This window comes from Finegoldia magna (assembly GCF_002243175.1).
Classification (GTDB): Bacteria; Bacillota; Clostridia; order Tissierellales; family Peptoniphilaceae; genus Finegoldia; species Finegoldia magna_J.
In genome coordinates, this window is the sequence record NZ_NDYF01000009.1 from 129,064 (window position 1) to 147,799 (window position 18,736).

15 protein-coding genes are annotated in these 18,736 nt (G+C 27.6%); 10 read left to right on the forward strand and 5 right to left on the reverse strand.

The features are described 5' to 3' along the window. The first annotated feature begins 9 nt into the window (after positions 1–9). The 9 genes from B9N53_RS03055 (at position 10) to B9N53_RS03095 (ending at position 12,805) form a co-directional block, all read left to right on the forward strand. Positions 10–1,698 (forward strand): glycine--tRNA ligase subunit beta, encoded by a 1,689-nt coding sequence (locus B9N53_RS03055; RefSeq protein ID WP_094203628.1) that lies wholly within the window; start codon positions 10–12, stop codon positions 1,696–1,698. A 10-nt stretch (positions 1,699–1,708) separates the two neighbouring features. Further along, positions 1,709–2,512 (forward strand): pyruvate, water dikinase regulatory protein, encoded by an 804-nt coding sequence (locus B9N53_RS03060; RefSeq protein ID WP_094203629.1) that lies wholly within the window; start codon positions 1,709–1,711, stop codon positions 2,510–2,512. A gap of 76 nt (positions 2,513–2,588) precedes the next feature. Beyond that, complete coding sequence (locus B9N53_RS03065; RefSeq protein ID WP_094203630.1) at positions 2,589–4,028, forward strand: PASTA domain-containing protein; 1,440 nt, start codon at positions 2,589–2,591, stop codon at positions 4,026–4,028. 1 nt (position 4,029) lies between these two features. Further along, the gene (locus tag B9N53_RS03070; RefSeq protein ID WP_094203631.1) at positions 4,030–4,704 is read left to right on the forward strand and encodes a protein phosphatase 2C domain-containing protein; all 675 of its coding nucleotides are present in this window, start codon (positions 4,030–4,032) and stop codon (positions 4,702–4,704) included. 56 nt (positions 4,705–4,760) lie between these two features. Then, entirely contained in the window at positions 4,761–6,146 is a 1,386-nt protein-coding gene (miaB, locus tag B9N53_RS03075; protein ID WP_094203632.1) for a tRNA (N6-isopentenyl adenosine(37)-C2)-methylthiotransferase MiaB, read from the forward strand. Position 6,147: 1 nt separating this feature from the next. Beyond that, a complete protein-coding gene (gene mutS / locus B9N53_RS03080; RefSeq protein WP_094203633.1) occupies positions 6,148–8,727 on the forward strand; it encodes a DNA mismatch repair protein MutS in 2,580 nt (859 codons plus the stop codon). Next, positions 8,720–10,603, forward strand: a complete 1,884-nt coding sequence (mutL, locus tag B9N53_RS03085) for a DNA mismatch repair endonuclease MutL (protein WP_094203634.1) — start codon at positions 8,720–8,722, stop codon at positions 10,601–10,603. Before mutS ends, mutL begins: the two co-directional genes overlap by 8 nt. Then, positions 10,600–11,544: a tRNA (adenosine(37)-N6)-dimethylallyltransferase MiaA gene (gene miaA, locus B9N53_RS03090; protein WP_094203635.1), complete on the forward strand. Its 945-nt coding sequence runs from the start codon at positions 10,600–10,602 to the stop codon at positions 11,542–11,544. The genes mutL and miaA overlap by 4 nt, the downstream gene beginning before the upstream one ends. After that, positions 11,531–12,805: an aminotransferase class I/II-fold pyridoxal phosphate-dependent enzyme gene (locus B9N53_RS03095; RefSeq protein WP_094203636.1), complete on the forward strand. Its 1,275-nt coding sequence runs from the start codon at positions 11,531–11,533 to the stop codon at positions 12,803–12,805. Before miaA ends, B9N53_RS03095 begins: the two co-directional genes overlap by 14 nt. Positions 12,806–12,855: 50 nt before the next feature. Here B9N53_RS03095 and lexA read toward each other — a convergent pair whose 3' ends face one another. Next, a complete protein-coding gene (gene lexA / locus B9N53_RS03100; RefSeq protein WP_002836400.1) occupies positions 12,856–13,482 on the reverse strand; it encodes a transcriptional repressor LexA in 627 nt (208 codons plus the stop codon). 174 nt (positions 13,483–13,656) lie between these two features. On the opposite strand from lexA, the gene B9N53_RS03105 reads away from it, so the two are divergent. Then, positions 13,657–13,968: a LysM peptidoglycan-binding domain-containing protein gene (locus B9N53_RS03105; protein ID WP_094203637.1), complete on the forward strand. Its 312-nt coding sequence runs from the start codon at positions 13,657–13,659 to the stop codon at positions 13,966–13,968. A 75-nt stretch (positions 13,969–14,043) separates the two neighbouring features. Here the strand turns inward: B9N53_RS03105 and B9N53_RS03110 are convergent, their stop codons facing one another. The 4 genes from B9N53_RS03110 to rny form a co-directional block, all read right to left on the reverse strand. Then, on the reverse strand, positions 14,044–15,024 hold the full coding sequence (locus tag B9N53_RS03110) for a tyrosine recombinase XerC (protein WP_094203638.1): 981 nt from the start codon (positions 15,022–15,024) through the stop codon (positions 14,044–14,046). 102 nt (positions 15,025–15,126) lie between these two features. Next, entirely contained in the window at positions 15,127–16,302 is a 1,176-nt protein-coding gene (locus B9N53_RS03115) for a pyridoxal phosphate-dependent aminotransferase (protein WP_094203639.1), read from the reverse strand. After that, on the reverse strand, positions 16,283–17,110 hold the full coding sequence (locus B9N53_RS03120; protein WP_094203640.1) for a PHP domain-containing protein: 828 nt from the start codon (positions 17,108–17,110) through the stop codon (positions 16,283–16,285). The genes B9N53_RS03115 and B9N53_RS03120 overlap by 20 nt, the downstream gene beginning before the upstream one ends. A gap of 68 nt (positions 17,111–17,178) precedes the next feature. Beyond that, positions 17,179–18,720: a ribonuclease Y gene (rny, locus tag B9N53_RS03125; RefSeq protein WP_094203641.1), complete on the reverse strand. Its 1,542-nt coding sequence runs from the start codon at positions 18,718–18,720 to the stop codon at positions 17,179–17,181. Positions 18,721–18,736: the final 16 nt, after the last annotated feature.

The window sequence follows — 18,736 nt, forward strand, 5'->3', positions numbered from 1 at the left end:
GGAGAAATAATGTATAACTTATTAATAGATATAGTGACTAATAATATTCCTGAGAATTTTATAGGATTTATAAATAGATCGCTTGACGAAAAAATAAGAAAAGAATTAAAAAAACTGCAATTAGTATATTCAAATATAGATTTGGATACAATAAAAGATCATTTTTTTATTTACATTACTAATATAGAAAATCCAGGATATACACTAGAAGATTATGAAAATGTAATAAATAAAGCTATTGATTTGATAAATTTCAAGTACAAATATGATTCAGAAAGTTTATCATTTAGAGAGTCTATCTTGTACATTAAAATTTTTAATGAAAAAGAAAATAAAACAATAGAATTCAAAGGCTTAAAAGAAGATAAAGATGACAGCTTAGTTAATTCTTCTACTTTTAACAATTTTTCTTCAGAGTTACTAAAAAACCAAATAATATTAAAAAAAGAAGAAAGATTACAATCATTTGAAAAAAGCGCTAATAAACTTGCTAGAGCAAATGGTTGTTCAATCATTAATAACAAAAGCATACTCAACGAATACGCGAATAAATTTGATTATCCTGTTAGCATTGAAGGATCATTTGACGAAAAATATTTATGTATCGATAAATCAATACTTTATACAGTTTTGATGGAAAATTTTACAGTATTACCGATGGAATTTGATAACGGAAATAGTTCAAACTTTTTTGTTTACGCGAAAAACAAGAATTCTGAAGATTCCCAAGCTTTGATTCAAGAAATTAATAACAAATTAGAAGAAATAGATAATTTGATAAACCAAAAATCAGATAGAAAACTTGAAGACTTTGTTGAGGATTTGAAAACAGTTAATTATATCAATAATTATGGTAACTTTTATGACAAAACTCAAAGACTAATAAAGATATCAATTGAATTATGTAAAATGCTTTCAGTTAGTCAGGAAACTATTGATTCTGTTAGAAGGATAGCATTTTTATGTAAAGCGGATAAAGCTACTGAAATTGTGCAAAAATGTTCTTATTTACACGGGTTAATTGGAAGATTGTATGCTAAGTCTGATGGTGAAGATAAAATTGTTTATGAAGGAGTATATGAACACATAAAACCTAGATTCATATCCGAAAACATTCCAAATTCAACTGCTGCTAGAATTGTTGCAATTTCTGACAAAATGGAATATGTTATGTCTTACATAATATCTAATAGTGATGATAATTTTAAATATAATTATAAATTACGAAAAACAATAACGTCTGTTATTTCAATAATACTTAAATCAGAATTAGATTTTAATTTAAGTGATTTTATTACTAAAATTTTATATGTATTTCTCCAAGACAAGGGAATAGTAGATTATGAGTATTTTGAAAAAAGTATAAAAGAAATTATTCTTGATGTTTACAGAGATGAATGTATAAAATTAGGTTATGATTTTGATGAAGTTGATGTGATAAATTATGATACTTTGAATATCTTTAAATCAAATCGTTTATTGACTAATCTTCATGAGTTAAATACAAAAAATAACGGTAAGTTAATGGCTCAAATTCTAAAGATGTTGGAAGTAAACTCTAATGAGTGCAAGTATACACCGATGGAATTAGATAACAATAATTTATGCAATTTATTAGAGAAATTAGAAAACTGTTCTGTTGAAGATTTACCTTTTTATAAATTAATTTTCAAAGGTGTATTTAAGAAAATAAATTAAGGAGAATATTATGAATAAAACCATGGTAGTTATTTCTGATTCTACAGGTGAAACAGCAAATCAAGTTTTAGATGCTGTTAAAGTTCATTTTGATATTAAAAATGTTAGAATAAAAAAATTCTCAAAAATTATTAGAAGAGAACAGATTGATAAAATATTAAACGATATTAATGGAGAAATTCTAATATTTTCAACAATCGTAAATCGTGATTTGCTAAATTATTTGATTGAGAAAACAGAAATGAATGAATCGATTTATTTAGTAGATGTTTTATCATATCCTATTTTAGTTTCAAGTAAGTTTTTTAAGCAACAACCTAAATTTGATGTAGGATTGAATAGAAAAGTTGACCAAGAATATCTTGAAAAGATGGAAGCTTTAGAATTTGCCGTAAAATACGATGACTGTAAGGATAAGTTTGGTATTCTAAAAGCTGATATTATATTAATAGGGGTTTCAAGAACTTCAAAAACTCCATTGAGTTTGAACTTAGCATTTAAAAATTATAAAGTATGTAATATTCCAATTTTACCAGAAGTCAAAGTCCCTTCTGAATTATTTCAAGTTGACAATAAAAAGATTATTGGTTTGATTATTGACTCTGATAAACTTAATAATATCAGGGAAAATCGAATGGCTAAAATTGGTTTGCAATTAGGCTACTCAGATGATTCAAGAATAGAAAAAGAGCTTGATTATGCAAAAGAAATTATGAACAAGATAGGCTGTAAAATAATTAATGTTACCGATAAAACAATTGACGAAACCTCAAATGAAATAATTTCATATATTGATAATAATAGTAAAATTTAAGTTCTCGTTTTTTGAGAGCTTTTTTGTTTTAGCTATTAAATTATGATAAAATATTAGGAGAATACTGGAGGCAAATGTGGAAAATAATAGATACGAAATTCAAAGAAAAATAAATGAAGACAAATTTTCTACGACATTTAAAGCATACGATAAAAAATTAAATAGATATCTTAGTTTCAAGGAATATAACGACAATAAATATTTTGATACATTAACAAATAGTTTAAAATCTTTATCAAACTTACATCATCCTAATATTCTGGAAATGTATGATTTAATGATTAGTTCGGATGATAAGTGTTTTTTAACTTATGAGTTTTTTGACGGAATATCATTGGATAATTTGTTCAAAAGAAAGGATGTTTCAGAATCTTTTTTATTAGATATTTTGAGAAAAATTTTACTTTCATTAATTTATTCAGAAAATAATGGAATATTTTTTGGGAATTTACGAATTTATAATATGTTAGTAGATGAAAATAATAATTTTAAGATTGATATTTTCAAAAACTTCGATGGTGAAAACTTTGGTAATAGTGAAGCTCAGTTAAATCATAATATTAACCTAATATTAGAAATTTTAGAAAATTCTAATATAGATATTGAAAATAGTAATTTGAATAGTTTTTATCAAAATTTAAGAAACAACTCTTATGATGATACACAAGGTATTATGAAAGATTTAAATAAAATCGATAATTATAAAATGACAGGTTCAAATAATGAATATATAGATAATACAATTAAATTAGATTTAAAAAATGAGCATGAGAAAAATATGTCATATAAAATAGATGAAAATTTATTTGAAGAAGAAATTAAGAACAAAAAGAAATCTCATAATTATCTTAAATCTTTCTTAGTGTATTTTACATCTGTATTATTAGCTTTTTTTGCTGCTGCAGCAATAATTTTTTACTATAATTCGAGGCCAAAAGCACCTGACTATGTTGGAAAAAACCTAAGACTTGCTGTTGATCAAGCTACAGCGAATGACATTGAATTAGTTGTGGACAAATCAGTAAGCGTGGATAAGTCAGATTTTAATAAATATGTAGTTATTGGTCAGAGCCCAAAAGTTGGCGATAAGCTTTTATTTAAGAAAAAAATTAAGGTAGAACTTGGATTAGAAAAAGAAGATACTATGATTAATTTAATAGGTTTAAATTTGAAAAAAGCTAAAAAAGAGCTTTCTAATCTTGGTTTAAATGTTAAGAAAGTTAGATACAAAAAAAGCTCAGTATATGATGAAGGTGTAGTAATTGACCAAAGCATTGAAGCTGGTAGAAATATTAAAAATGGAGATTTCATTACTATAACTGTAAGTTCTGGTAAAGCAAGAAAAACAGAAACGGTTGAAGATGAATATACTCCACCTGAAGAAAATGAAAGACCTAATGAAGATGAAACTGATAATTCTAGTGTAGATAATAATGATTCAAATTCTAATTCAGATAGTAATCAAGAATCCGATAATGAAAATACTAGAAAAAACAATAATAACAGTGGGGAATAATATGGAGTATTTTTCGATTTCATATAAAGGTGATATTAGAGAAAAAAATGAAGACTACTATAAAAATGAAACTTTCAAAGATTCTCAAATATTTTTAATAGCAGATGGTATGGGAGGATGCAAATACGGGGAAAAAGCTTCTGAAATTGCTGTTGAAGAGTTTTTGATTTGTTTTAAAAATCATTACGATGAAAAACTTACCATGAAAGATCTAATTTATGGATCAATTCATCATGCAGGTTATAAAATTTTGGATTTCTCAAAATCAAATAATTGCCTAAATAATATAGGAACAACATTCTTAGCCACTATTATTAAAGAAAATACAATGTATTTATTCAATGTTGGAGATAGCAGAGCTTATTTACAAAATGAATATGGTTTTTATCAAATATCAAAAGACCATGTTGTAAAAAATAATGAAAATCTTAAAAATGCTATAACAAGAGGACTTGGCTTTTTGAGTATGGATAAACCTGATTATCTTATTAAGGAATTAAACTCTGATGATCAAATACTTATGGCTACCGATGGTTTTTATAAATTCATTGATAATAGTAGTATTGAATATATTTTGAAATCAAACTTAACCGTAAAAGAAAAATGCAATTCATTATTAGAAAATGTAATTAATAAATCCGATGATAATATAACAATTACATTAATTAAAATATAAAAATTATTTATAAGCTATCGAATATCGATGGCTTATATTTTATAAAGGAGATTTAAATGGAAGAAAACAATAATAAATTAGCTTCAAATTCTTATGTTAATTTATTTATAAATAGACACGGACATGCTCCGACTTATTCGATAATTACACATGGTTGTCAAATGAACGAACATGATTCCGAAAAAATCAAAACATTACTAGAAAATATGGGATTTGAACAATCTGATGAAAAATTAGATGCAGATTTTATTATTTTTAATACTTGTTTGGTAAGAGAAAATGCAGAAATGAAAGTCTATGGGCAATTGGGAGCATTGAAAAACTTAAAAAGAGAAAATCCAGATATGCTTATTGCAGTTTGTGGATGTATGATGCAAACTGGTCCAGCGAGAGATATAATTAGAGAAAAATATCCACAAGTAGATATAGTATTTGGAGTAAATAACATAAATTCATTACCATATCTTATAGATAGACACCTAAGCAGTGGAAAATTAGTTGTAGATATTGAAAGAAAAGATGATATTGACGAAGATATTGCTATCAAAAGGGACAATGAATATGTTGGATATGTAAATATAATGACAGGATGCAATAACTTTTGCACTTATTGCATAGTTCCTTATGCAAGAGGGAGAGAACAAAGTAGATCTGTTGAAAGTATTTTATCCGAAGTGAAAAGAATGGTAGATCAAGGATATAAAGATATAACTTTACTTGGACAAAATGTAAATTCTTACGGAAAAACTCTTGAAAAACCGGTTACGTTTACGGAATTATTAACTAAGGTCAATGACGTTGAAGGACTTGAAAGATTAAGATTTTTAACAAGTCATCCTAAAGATATTTCGGATGAACTAATCGAGGCGATGGGTAAATTAGATAAAGTTTGCGAAAATATTCATCTACCATTTCAAGCAGGATCAAATTCGGTTTTAGAAAGAATGCACAGAAGATATACTAAGGAATCTTATTTGGAAAAGGTAGAAAAATTAAAGAGAAGCGTAAAAGGAATTACTTTTTCAACTGATATTATAGTAGGATTTCCAGGAGAAACAGAAGAGGATTTTCAAGACACTTTAGATGTGGTTAGAAAAGTTGGATACGAACAAGCTTTTACATTTAAATATAACAGAAGACCGGGAACAAAAGCTGATTTATTCGAAGATCAAGTTGATGAAGATGTAAAACAAGATAGATTAGAAAGACTTTTGGATGTTGCTTATCCTATTTTTTACGAAAAGAACAAATCGTACCTTGGTACTATACAAGAAGTATTAATTGAAGGGAAAAGTAAGAATAATCCTGAAGTAATGACAGGAAGAACTAGGACATTTAAATTAGTAAATGTTAAATGCGATAAATCTTATATAGGGAAATTAGTAAATACTAAAATTGTAGATTTTAATTCTTTTGCATTAACAGGGGAAATGGTGGAATAATATGGGTTATACTCCTATGATTAAACAATACAAAGAAATAAAAGAACAAAACAAAGATTGTATATTATTTTTTAGATTAGGAGATTTCTATGAAATGTTCTTTGAAGATGCTTTATTAGCTTCCAAAGAACTTGAAATTGTTTTGACACAAAGAGACTGTGGAGAAAACCAAAAATGTCCAATGTGTGGCATTCCTTACCATGTTAGTGATGTTTATATCAATAAATTGGTATCAAAAGGATATAAAGTTGCTATATGTGAGCAACTAGAAGATCCTAAATTAGTAAAAGGTTTAGTGAAAAGAGGAATTATTAAAATCTATACCCCTGCCACAGTTATAGAAAATGAAAATTCTGATACTGGAAATTTTAATTACTTGATGAGTATTTCAAAAAAATCAAATGAAGTAGCTATTTCGTATATAGACATCTCAACGGGTGATGTTTCATATACGAATACTACATCTGATGATATTTATAAAATAATCGAAAATGAGATTTCAAAAGTTACTCCGAAGGAAGTTATATTTAATGATTATGAGTTTTCAGCCAAATCATTAGAAACGATAGCAACTAAGTTTTCTATTGTATTAACAACTGTTAATAATAGCACTAATTCTTTAGATTTCATTAATAGCAAGATAAAATACGATAATAGCAACAGTGAAACAACTAATATTTGTGTTGCGAATTTATTAAAATATGTGTTCAGATATCAAGAGGATTTAGTTCATATCAATAGCTCTAGTAAATATTATATTAATGAGTTTATGGAGATTGATTCTAATAGCGTTATTAATCTAGAAATTCAAAAAAACTTATATACAAATTCTAAAAATGGTAGTTTGTTCGGAGTATTGAATCATACAAAAACATCTATGGGATCTAGACTATTGCATAGTTATCTAGAAAGACCATTGATGGATAAAGAAGAAATTCTAACTAGACAAAGTAGGGTTGAAGAAATTTTTGAAGATTATGAGTTATTAGTTAATTTAGAAGATAGTCTTGATGGTATATACGATTTGGATAGGTTGATAGCTAAATTATCATATAAAAGTGCCAATGCCAAGGATTTAATCGCTTTAAAAGTTTCTATTGAAAAGATTCCATATTTAAAAACTCTCTTAAATTGCAACAAGAAAAACATACAATTAATAGGAGAAAAATTAGATGATTTAGGAGACATATACGATTTGATAGACAAATCAATAGTTGATGATCCTCCAGTAACTTTGACAGAAGGAAATTTAATAAAATCTAATTTTTCTAATGAATTAGATCAATTGAGATACAACAGAGTTAACGGAAAAAATGAATTAGTAGAATATGAAATGTCTGAAAAAGATAGGTTAGGAATTAAAAACTTAAAAATTGTTTTCAATAAAAAACTTGGTTACTTCATTGATGTAACCAAATCTAACTTAAATAAAGTTGGAGATGATTACGAAAAAAGACAAACATTAACAAATTCTTCGAGATTCAAAACCAAACAATTAGAAGCTATAGAATCAAAAATTTTAGATTCTGAGGATGAGATATTTGAACTTGAATATAAAATATTTGAAGATATTAGAAAAATAATTCTAAAAAATTTATCTAGAATAAAAAAATCAGCTGATTTGATTGCAATCATTGATGTATCAAATTCACTTGCTAAATGTGCTTACTTGAATAATTATATTAAGCCTGATATCAATACTTATGGATTAATTGATGTACTAGAATCAAGACATCCTATAGTGGAGTTGAGTGTGGGCCAATCTGAGTTCATAACTAATGATATTTTAATAGGATCTGGGAAAAATGATATACAGTTAATTACTGGCCCTAATATGAGCGGTAAATCTACGTACCTTAGACAAGTTGCCTTGATTTGTATATTGAATCAAATTGGTTCATTTGTACCTGCTACAAAGGCTAATATTTCGATTGTGGACAAGATTTTTACAAGAATTGGTTCAAGCGATAACTTGTTTAAAGGTGAATCTACCTTCATGGTGGAAATGAAAGAAATGAGCAACATTATTAAATATGCAACTTCAAATAGTTTATTAGTTTTAGATGAAATAGGTCGTGGTACATCAACATTTGATGGATTAAGTCTTGCTTGGGCTATCGTTGAATATATTTCAAAGAATATAAAAGCAAAAACTTTGTTTGCAACTCATTATCATGAACTTACAGAACTAGAAAAGAAGTTGAATAATCTTATCAATATGAAAGTCGATATAAAAGAAACTAATGACTCTATTATATTTTTAAGAAAAATTACTAGAGGTTCAACTGATAAAAGCTATGGTATTGAAGTAGCTGAATTAGCCGGAATGCCAAAGGCTCTTATAAAACGAGCAAAGTCAATTTTAAAAGAAATTGATAAGGAAGACACTAAAATTGATTTACCAATTGCAGATTTTGCCGTTCAAAACGATGAGAATGATGAAAAAAACATCCATGAATTGGAAAACTTCAAGGATGAAATTCAAAATATTAACATAAATGAGATTACTCCACTTCAGTCCCTACAACTGTTGAATGAGCTTGTTATTAAAGCTTCGAAATTAGGTGATAAAGATGATTAAGTTATTGTCAGAAGATACAATTCAAAAAATAGCAGCAGGTGAAGTTATTGAAAGACCTGTTTCAGTTATCAAAGAGTTGGTTGAAAACTCTATAGATGCTGGAAGTGATACCATTGTTGTAGAAATTAAAAATGGTGGAAAAGATTTTATATCTGTTAGCGATAATGGTTCTGGGATTGATAAAAATGAAATAGAATTAGCGTTTAAAAGACACTCAACTAGTAAGCTTGAAAAGTTTGATGATTTGTATGATATAAGGACATTAGGTTTTAGAGGAGAAGCTCTAGCTAGTATTCTTGCTGTGAGTAAACTTTCTGTAAGTACGAGAACAAAATCAGAAAAAATTGGGAAGAAAGTTGAGTTTAGAAATTCAAAGGTTATAAGTGAATCTGATGTTGCAATGAATGTCGGAACTAAAATAGTAATCAAAGATCTATTCTACAATGTACCTGTAAGAAAAAAATTTATGAAGACAGACCAGACAGAAGCAAATCTAATAACAACTACAATGTACAAATTTGCTATTTGCAACACCGATGTTTCTATTAAATACATTAAAGATAATAAAACTTTGTTTGAAACAAAAAAGAATTCTTCAATTAGGGAGAATATCATTAACTTATTTGGCACTTCATTGTCCAATAATTTAATAGATATCGATATAAATTCTAGAGATTACAAAATCCATGGCTATATTTCAAATAATAATTTGTATAGAGCTAATAGACAAATGCAATATATATTTCTAAATGGTAGATTTGTTAAATCTGAAGATATTAGAAATACAGTAGAATCTAATTATAAATCTGTAATACCTAATGGGAGATTTCCATTATTTTGGCTGTTTTTTGAAATAAAACCTAAGCTTGTAGATGTTAATGTTCATCCCAATAAACAAAAAGTAAAAATTTCTATTTTAGATGAAGTATTGGAAGAACTTAACAAAAAAGTTAGATTTTTATTAGAAAATAATGCAAGCATTGCAAATATTAGTCAATCAATTCCTGACGAAGATAAATACAAAGATTTAAGAAGGAATTATTTTGAATCTGATTCCAATTTAATAAATTACAAGTATGATAAGGTATCAGAGCCAACTTCTTCTTATAATCTTTTCAATGATAATTCAAAATTAAGTAATTTTAGAAATATAAAATACAATGATAAGTCAGAAGATATTATCAGAAATCCAAAAACTACTGAAGATTTTTTTGCTGGTAACAAGATAGTAAATCAAAATAATTTATTTAATAAAGATAGTGAACAAATTAAAGTTGAATCTTCTTTAAAAAAATATGAAAAATTTGATATACTAACAGTTTTATTCAAAACGTATATTTTAGCTAAGGATGAGTTTGACAGTAAAATTTATTTATTCGATCAACATGCCTGTCATGAGAGAATTAATTATGAAAAATTAACAAAACAAATGCAAGAAAACGAAGTAGTATCACAAAATTTAGCTTTTCCAGTTAATATATCTTTAACTGATGAATTAATGGAAATATATGTGAATAACAAGAGTATATTTGAAGAATTGGGATATGAAAGTGATGTTTTTTCAGATGATTCCGTTGTTATTCGTGCTGTTCCATATTTATTTGGAAATTCAAATGCTGAGTTTTTATTTACTGATATTTTGGATACAATTGCTAAGAATTCAAATGATCCTTTTGACGTAATAGAGTCTAAAGTAATAAAGAGATCTTGTAAAATGAGCGTAAAAGCCGGCGATACATTAAGTAACTTTGAAATAATTAAACTTTTAGAAGATTTATTTAAATGTGAATATCCATTAACTTGTCCTCATGGAAGGCCAACTTTTATTGAAATGAATGAAAAAGATTTAGAAAAAATGTTTATGAGGATAAAATGAAAAAAAAATGTATTGTAATCGTCGGACCTACTGGAGTAGGGAAGACCAGCTTAAGTATTTTTTTAGCAAAAAGTTTAAACAGTGAGATTATTTCAGCAGATTCTATGCAAATTTATAAGTATATGGATATTGGTACTGCAAAAGTTGAACCAAAATATCAGAAAGAAATAAAACATCATTTGATAGATATAGTTGAACCGAATGAGAATTTTAATGTAGAACAATTTCAAAGTCTTTGCATAGATAAAATTGAAGAAATTTCAGCTAAAAATAAAATTCCAATTATTGTTGGAGGTACAGGACTATATATCAATTCTATAACACATAAATTAGAATTTAACACTGTTAAATCTGATGAAAAATTAAGATATGAATTGGAAAATATTGCAGAATCACAAGGCAATCAAAAACTCCATAAAATGTTGGAGGATATAGACCCTGAGTCGGCAAGTAAAATTCACACGAACAATGTGAGACGTGTTATTAGAGCAATTGAAGTATACAAGCTTACTGGCCATAAATTTAGTGAAATAAACGACAAATTCGATCATTATAACGATGATTATGATTTTTATATAATTGGATTAAATGATGATAGAGAGATACTTTATAAAAGGATAAATCAAAGAGTAGATGAGATGATCGATGAAGGCTTTATGGCTGAATGTAAATATATTTATGAACTGACAGATGGAAATTCTCAATCAATTCAAGCTATAGGTTACAGAGAAGCTTTCATGTATTTAAATAATGAAATCTCTTTTAAAGATATGGTTAGTTTAATGAAAAAAAATAGCAGAAAATATGCTAAGAGACAGTTAACTTGGTTCAGACAAGATGAAAGAATTCATTGGATGAATTTGGAAGATTTTAATAAATTTGAAGATATTGAAAAAAATTGTTTGGAAAATTTGAAAGAATGGTTATATGATAAAAGATAAAATAAAAGAATGGTATGATGTAGATGATTTTAGCTATGATACAGTCATAGAAAGTAATAATCAACTATCAGATAGATTTAAAGAATTGGAAAATTTGGAGTTTGTTAATCAACTTAAGGTTTTGAAAGCTTTCCAAGACAATAAGTTACAAGCTACTGATTTTGCATCAACAACTGGATATGGATATGGAGATGTTGGAAGAGATAAATGTGAAGCGATTTTTAGGGATATTTTTAAGGCAGAAGACTGCCTTGTTAGACCTTCAATTGCTTCTGGAACTCACGCATTGAGCTTGTTAATGAAAGGCGTATTATTGCCTGGAGATAAGTTATTATATATTACGGGTTTGCCTTACGATACATTACAAGAAGTTATAGGAATCGAAGGCAATTCTCCATGTAATTTGAAAGAATTTGGAATTGACTTTGACTATGTTGATTTGGTAGATAATAATATAGATTTGGAAGCTGTAGAATCTAAAATAGACTCTTCGGTAAAAATGGTTGCTATTCAGAGGTCAACAGGATATAGCTTAAGAAATGCTATTAATATTGAACAAATTGAAAAAGCAGCTAAATTTATCAAAGAAAAATTTCCAGAAATAATCATAATGGTTGATAATTGTTATGGGGAGTTTACTGAATACAAAGAGCCTATTGAAGTTGGATGTGATGTTATTGCTGGATCTTTGATAAAAAATCCAGGTGGAGGAATAGCTCTTTCTGGTGGATACATTGCTGGTAAAAAGTCTATTATTGATAGGGTAGCAAATACTTTAACTGCACCAGGAATAGGGAAGGAAGTAGGAATAACTTTTGGTACTACTAGAAATACATTACAAGGATTATTCTTAGCTCCTAAAATTACGATAGAAGCTATGAAATCAGCATTATTATTTTCTCACGTCTTTAAAAAATTAGGATTTAAAACAATTCCAGATGTAGAAGATAAAAGAAGTGATATAATTTGTGCGATTATTCTAAAAAACGAAGAAAGAGTTGTGGAATTTTGTAGATCAATTCAAGAGTCATCTGTCGTAGATTCACACGTAGTTCCTTATCCTTGGGATATGCCAGGATATGATGACAAAGTTATAATGGCATCGGGAAGCTTTATCGATGGTTCTAGCATAGAGATTTCAGCTGATGGTCCGTTAAGAGAGCCATATGTAGCTTATTTTCAAGGGTCATTGAGTTATAATCAAGCATTACTTGCTTGTATGAAAGTTGTTAAGAATTTAAAAAATAAAAATCTAATTTAAAATGACAAAAGCCCTCTAATTATTGTGATAATTAGAGGGCATAGTTTTATTTAATAAATTGTTCTGTATAAACCAATAACTTTTCCTAAAATTTCTACATCTTTTACAATAATGGGATACATCGTTGAATTTGAAGGTCTTAATTCAATATGATCTGAATGTCTGTAAAATCTTTTGACTGTTGCTGATTCGTCCATTAATGCAACGACAATATCACCATTGTTAGCAGTATTTTGTTTGCGAACAATTATTTTATCGCCGTTTAATATTCCGTCTTCAATCATAGATTCTCCTTGGACTTTCAAAATAAAAACTACACCTTGTGATGTATATTCAATAGGAAGAGGAAATGTATCTTCGACATTTTCTATAGCTAAAATCGGCATTCCAGCTTGAACTTTTCCAACAATAGGAACATCTATAGTTTCTTTTTTTATTTCGTTTTCTTGTTCTTCATAAACACTATCTATAATTTCTAAGGCTCTATTTTTTAAAGGATCTCTTCTTAAATAACCCTTCATTTCTAATTTCAAAATATTATTATGAACAGTTGATGTAGAATTGATATTCAAACTATCACCAATTTCACGAATAGCAGGGGGATATCCTTTGTAATCTATATATCTTTTTATAAATTTTAATATTTCTATTTGCTTAGAGGTTAAATCATCGTACATTAATATACTCCTTTTCTATTCTTTTCTTGATTATATCATATTTCTTCAAGAAATGAAACATTTGTTTTCTTTTTTTATAGAACATAAAAATTTTTCTTGACATACAAGAACATATGTTGTAGAATAAAGCCATAGAACATATGTACAGAAAATAGTTTCTGAACGGGAGGAAATATGAAAAAATATAAAATTACAAATAAGTTCAAATTTTTTAGATTTATATCGATTTGTTTTGTAGCATTGTGTTTGATGACTCTAGCATTAACGTCTAATCTTAGTTATGGTAATTATCAGAATCAAGAATATAACACTGAGTATTATATAGTAGAACCATCAGATTCATTATGGAAAATTTCCACAAAATTCAAACCAGATAATATGAGTACAAGACAATTCATATCAATAATAAAACAATATAATAGATTTATAGAAGGTAGCTCAATTAAAGTAGGCGAACATTTGAACATACCTTTAATAAATAAATAAGATACTGTTATACTCCTAATACTATCTAATAACAGTAATGAAGATCAAGCACATGTCTTGATCTTTTTGTTTTTCTTAGTTATTATTTTTTAAATCGTTGTTTAAGGTATTCAGTGGGTTTTTATTTACCGCACTTCTTAAACTGTTATTATCTACATGGGTGTATATTTGTGTGGTTGACACTGATTCATGTCCTAAAATCTCTTGCAATACTTTTATATCGACATTACCATATTGATACATTAATGTCGCTGCTGTGTGACGTAATTTATGAACACTGTATATACTAGTGTCAAATCCACCAACTTTTAAATAATGTTCAATTCTGTACTGTATAGCACGATTACTCATTCGATTTCTTTTTTTACTAATAAAAAGAGCGTCATTATCTATTTCTGGTCTTATTTTAAGATAATTATCTAAAGCATCTAAACACATATCATTTAGATAAACAGTTCTTTCTTTGTTTCCTTTACCGATGACTCTCAATGTATTTGTTTTTATATGATCAATATTTATGCTGCTAAGCTCAGATAGTCTCATTCCACAGTTTAAAAATAATACTGTAATACAGTAATCACGAGCTTTTATTTCTTCATCTTTTTCACGTAATATAACTTTAAGTAAATTTAATGATTCATCAAGCGTGAGATATACTGGTTGTCTAATATTTTTTTTCGGCGAATCTAAAAGTTCTGCAGGGTTTATTATATCTAATTTTCTTATATTGATAAGATACTTATAAAAAGTTCTTATACTAGAAGTTTTACGGCTACGTGTAGATGAACCATTGGATCTGTTATGGTCTAAAAATCCCATAAAAGAGTGCAAATCAATAACATCGATATTTTTGAAAAAATTCAAATCTACATCAGAAGAATCAATCTTAACAATATCATCAAATGATTTTAATTTTATATTTTGCTTACGCGCTAGAATGTATTTAATCATTAAATTGATATCGTAAGCATATTCTTTAACTGTGTTTGACGAACGTCCTTTAATAGTTTCTAAGTAGTCTAAAAAATCCATAAGTATCATAGGATAGCTATTCATAGTACCTCCAAAATCCATAACCTTAATGTCACAAAATTATTATTTTGTGACATTATCATTTTATCAAAATCATCCTCTATTGTCAAAAAAATATAGCAAATTTTATTTGCTATATTTTTTATGATCTGATATGAAATTGTTTAAGTTTTCTAATCCTTGTTTAATATCTTCAATACTTGTTGCATAGCTCATTCTAATATATTTATCATCTCCAAAAACAATACCTGGTACGAATGCAATATTATATTTCGAAAGCAATTCATTACATAATTCTAAAGAATTATTAATGGTACTATTATAAAATTGATCCATTTTAATAAATACATAGAATGCTCCTGTTGGATAAATATATTCTAAGTTAAATTCATCTAGTTTGGATACTATATAGTCTCTTCTGGACTTAAATTCACCAATCATTTGCTCTACTTCATCAGATTCGTCTTTTAACGCTGTTAAACCGGCTATTTGGCTCAATGTATTCGCGTTTGATGTAATATGTCCTTGAAGTCTTTTTATGAGCTTAGAGACCTCCTTAGAGCTACAAGAATATCCTAACCTAAATCCAGTCATTGCATAAGCCTTTGAAAAACCATTTATTGTTATAGTTATCTCATTAATTTCATCAGATAATGAGCCTATACTTATAAATTCTTTATCATATGATAATCTTTCGTAAATTTCATCAGATATAATATAAATATTATTATCAACTGCCCAGTTACCAATACTAAGTAATTCTTCTTTTGAATAAATAACTCCTGTAGGATTAGAAGGATTATTTAATATAAGACACTTAGTGTTTGAGTTTTTATATTGGTTTAATATATCCACATCGACTTTGAAGTTTTCATTATATGGTAAAATTACAGGCTTACAATCAGTGAGTTTACACATTTCTGGATAACTTAGCCAATATGGTGATGGTATGAGAACTTCATCATTAGGGTTTGTTAACGCAAATAAACTATTGACAATTGCTTGTTTAGCCCCAGTAGATACTACTATAGAATCTTTATCACATTTAATATGATTAATATTATTAAGTTTTAAACTTATTTCTTCTCTTAAATCTGGTATTCCACCAGTATCAGTATATCTAACTACTCCATTATCCAAATACTTTATTGTTTTATCAATTATATATCTTGGAGTTTTAAAGTCTGGTTCGCCAACAGTAAAGTTATAAACTTTAACGCCATCATTTTTTAATTTATTAATTTTAGCACTCAATTCAAGTGTTAAAGATGGATTTATACTGTTAATTTTTTTTGATAGCATAATCGCTCCTTAATTCATGTAGTTTTTTTATAGATTCAAAAGTTGAATAATTTAATGCGAAATTTCCCATTAAATATTCTTTATCAAATTGTTTTCCATGACAGTCACTTCCTGCCGTGTATAGTAACTTGTTTTTTAACGCTATATTCAAGTATTTTTTAATATCAGTAAAAGAATGTTTAGAATTAATTACTTCAATTCCATCAATACCCATTTCTATGATTTCATTTACTATATTATCATCATTCAATGTTATAGGATGTGCTAAAATACATACACCGTTAGCTGATTTTATAGAATTAATAATGTTTTGTAGTGATGTGAAGCTTTTTTCGACATAGCATTTACCTTTTGGAGATAAATATTCGTTAAAAGCTTCATTTTTATTTTTACAAATATTAATATCAACTAAATATTGAGCTAAATTACTTCTAGAAAAAACTCTGTCTTTACTATAATTCAGGACTTTATCCTTGTCAATTTTTATTCCAATTTTCGCAAAATTTTTTTCAAAAATATCAAGTCTTTTTGCTCTATCATTTATAGCTAATTCAGATATTTTTTGTAATTTTTTATTGGACCTATCTACATAGTATCCTAAAATGTGTACTTCTTTGTTTTTATAAGTTATTCCAAATTCTACAGCTTTTATGATGTTAGCATTACAGAATGCGGTATTAGATGGCATTAGTATATCATGATCAGTAATAGCAATTTTATCAATAGAATTTTTATTTGCATTATATTGAATTTCTTCAATGCTTAATCTTCCATCACTTTCTGTGGAATGTACGTGCATATCAATCATTTTTAAATCCTTTTAAAGTTTTTCATATTAGAAGAAGGTCAACAAATGTTGACCTTCTAAGTTAATTCTTATTTTGCGTAATCAGATACCCTATTTTCTCTTATGACATTTACTTTAATTTGTCCAGGATATTCTAATTCACTTTCAATTTTATGAGCTACATCTTTTGCTAATATAACCATAGAGCTTTCATCAATAACATCAGGTTTTACCATGATTCTAATTTCTCTACCAGCTTGTATAGCATAAGAACTTTCAATACCATCAAATGAATTAGCTATTTGTTCTAGATTTTCTAATCTTTGGATATAGTTTTCCATAGATTCACGTCTAGCTCCAGGTCTTGCTGCGGATATTGCATCAGCAGATTGAACTAATATAGATTCGATACATGTTGGTTCAACATCACCGTGATGAGCCTCAATACAATTAATAACATCTTTTGGCTCTTTAAATCTTTTAGCAGCGTTAACGCCTAGTTCAACATGAGGTCCTTCGATTTCGTGGTCAATTGCTTTTCCTAAATCGTGTAGTAGTCCACCTCTTTTAGCTAATTTAACATTTACTCCTAATTCACTTGCAAGCATTCCAGCGATATTGGATACTTCGATAGAATGTTTAAGAACATTTTGACCATAACTTGTTCTGTAATGAAGTTTACCAAGAATTTTAATTAATTCTGGATGTAAACCATGCACATTTGTTTCATCACAAGCTTCTTCACCTTTTTCTCTTATAGTATTATCTACCTCTTTTCTGGCTTTTTCAACCATTTCTTCAATTCTAGTAGGATGGATTCTTCCATCAACAATAAGTTTTTCCAAAGCAATTCTTGCGATTTCACGTCTTACAGGATCAAAAGCTGATAATACAACAGCTTCTGGAGTATCATCAATAATCAAATCTACGCCTGTTAAAGTTTCGAAAGCTCTTATGTTTCTACCTTCACGACCAATTATTCTGCCTTTCATGTCGTCATTAGGTAAATTAACGACTGATACGGTAGATTCTGCAACTTGATCTGCAGCATACCTTTGAATTGATGTACTAATGATTTCTCTTGCAAATTTTTCAGATTCTTCCTTAGTTTTGGATTCGATTTCTTTAATAATAGCAGCTTGCTCACGTATTGTTTCAGTTTTAACTCTTTCAAGAACAATGTTTTTAGCTTCGTCACTTGTTAATCCTGCAACTTTTTCCAATTCTAATTCTTTTTCATCTATTATGGATTGAATTTTTTGTTGCATATCATCAGCTTTCTTTAATTCTGAATCTAGCTTTTTATGCTTCTTTTCTAATGATGCATTTTTTCGTTCTAAATTTTCTTCTTTAGAATTAAGTCTATCTTCTTGACGACTGATTTCTTTCAATCGAGATTTGTTTTCTCGATCCAAATCACTTTTCATCTTAAAAATTTCATCTTTTGCTTCTACTAATAGTTCTTTCTTCTTAGTTTCAGCATCTTTGTTTGCATCTTCAATTATTTTAACAGCATAATCTTCAGCACTTCTGATTTTTTTCTCGGCCATGCTTTTTCTCAAAAAGAAACCTATTACAATACCTAAAATTGCAGCAATTATAGCAATTATTAAAGATGTCGCGGTGCTCATAAATACACCCCCTTTA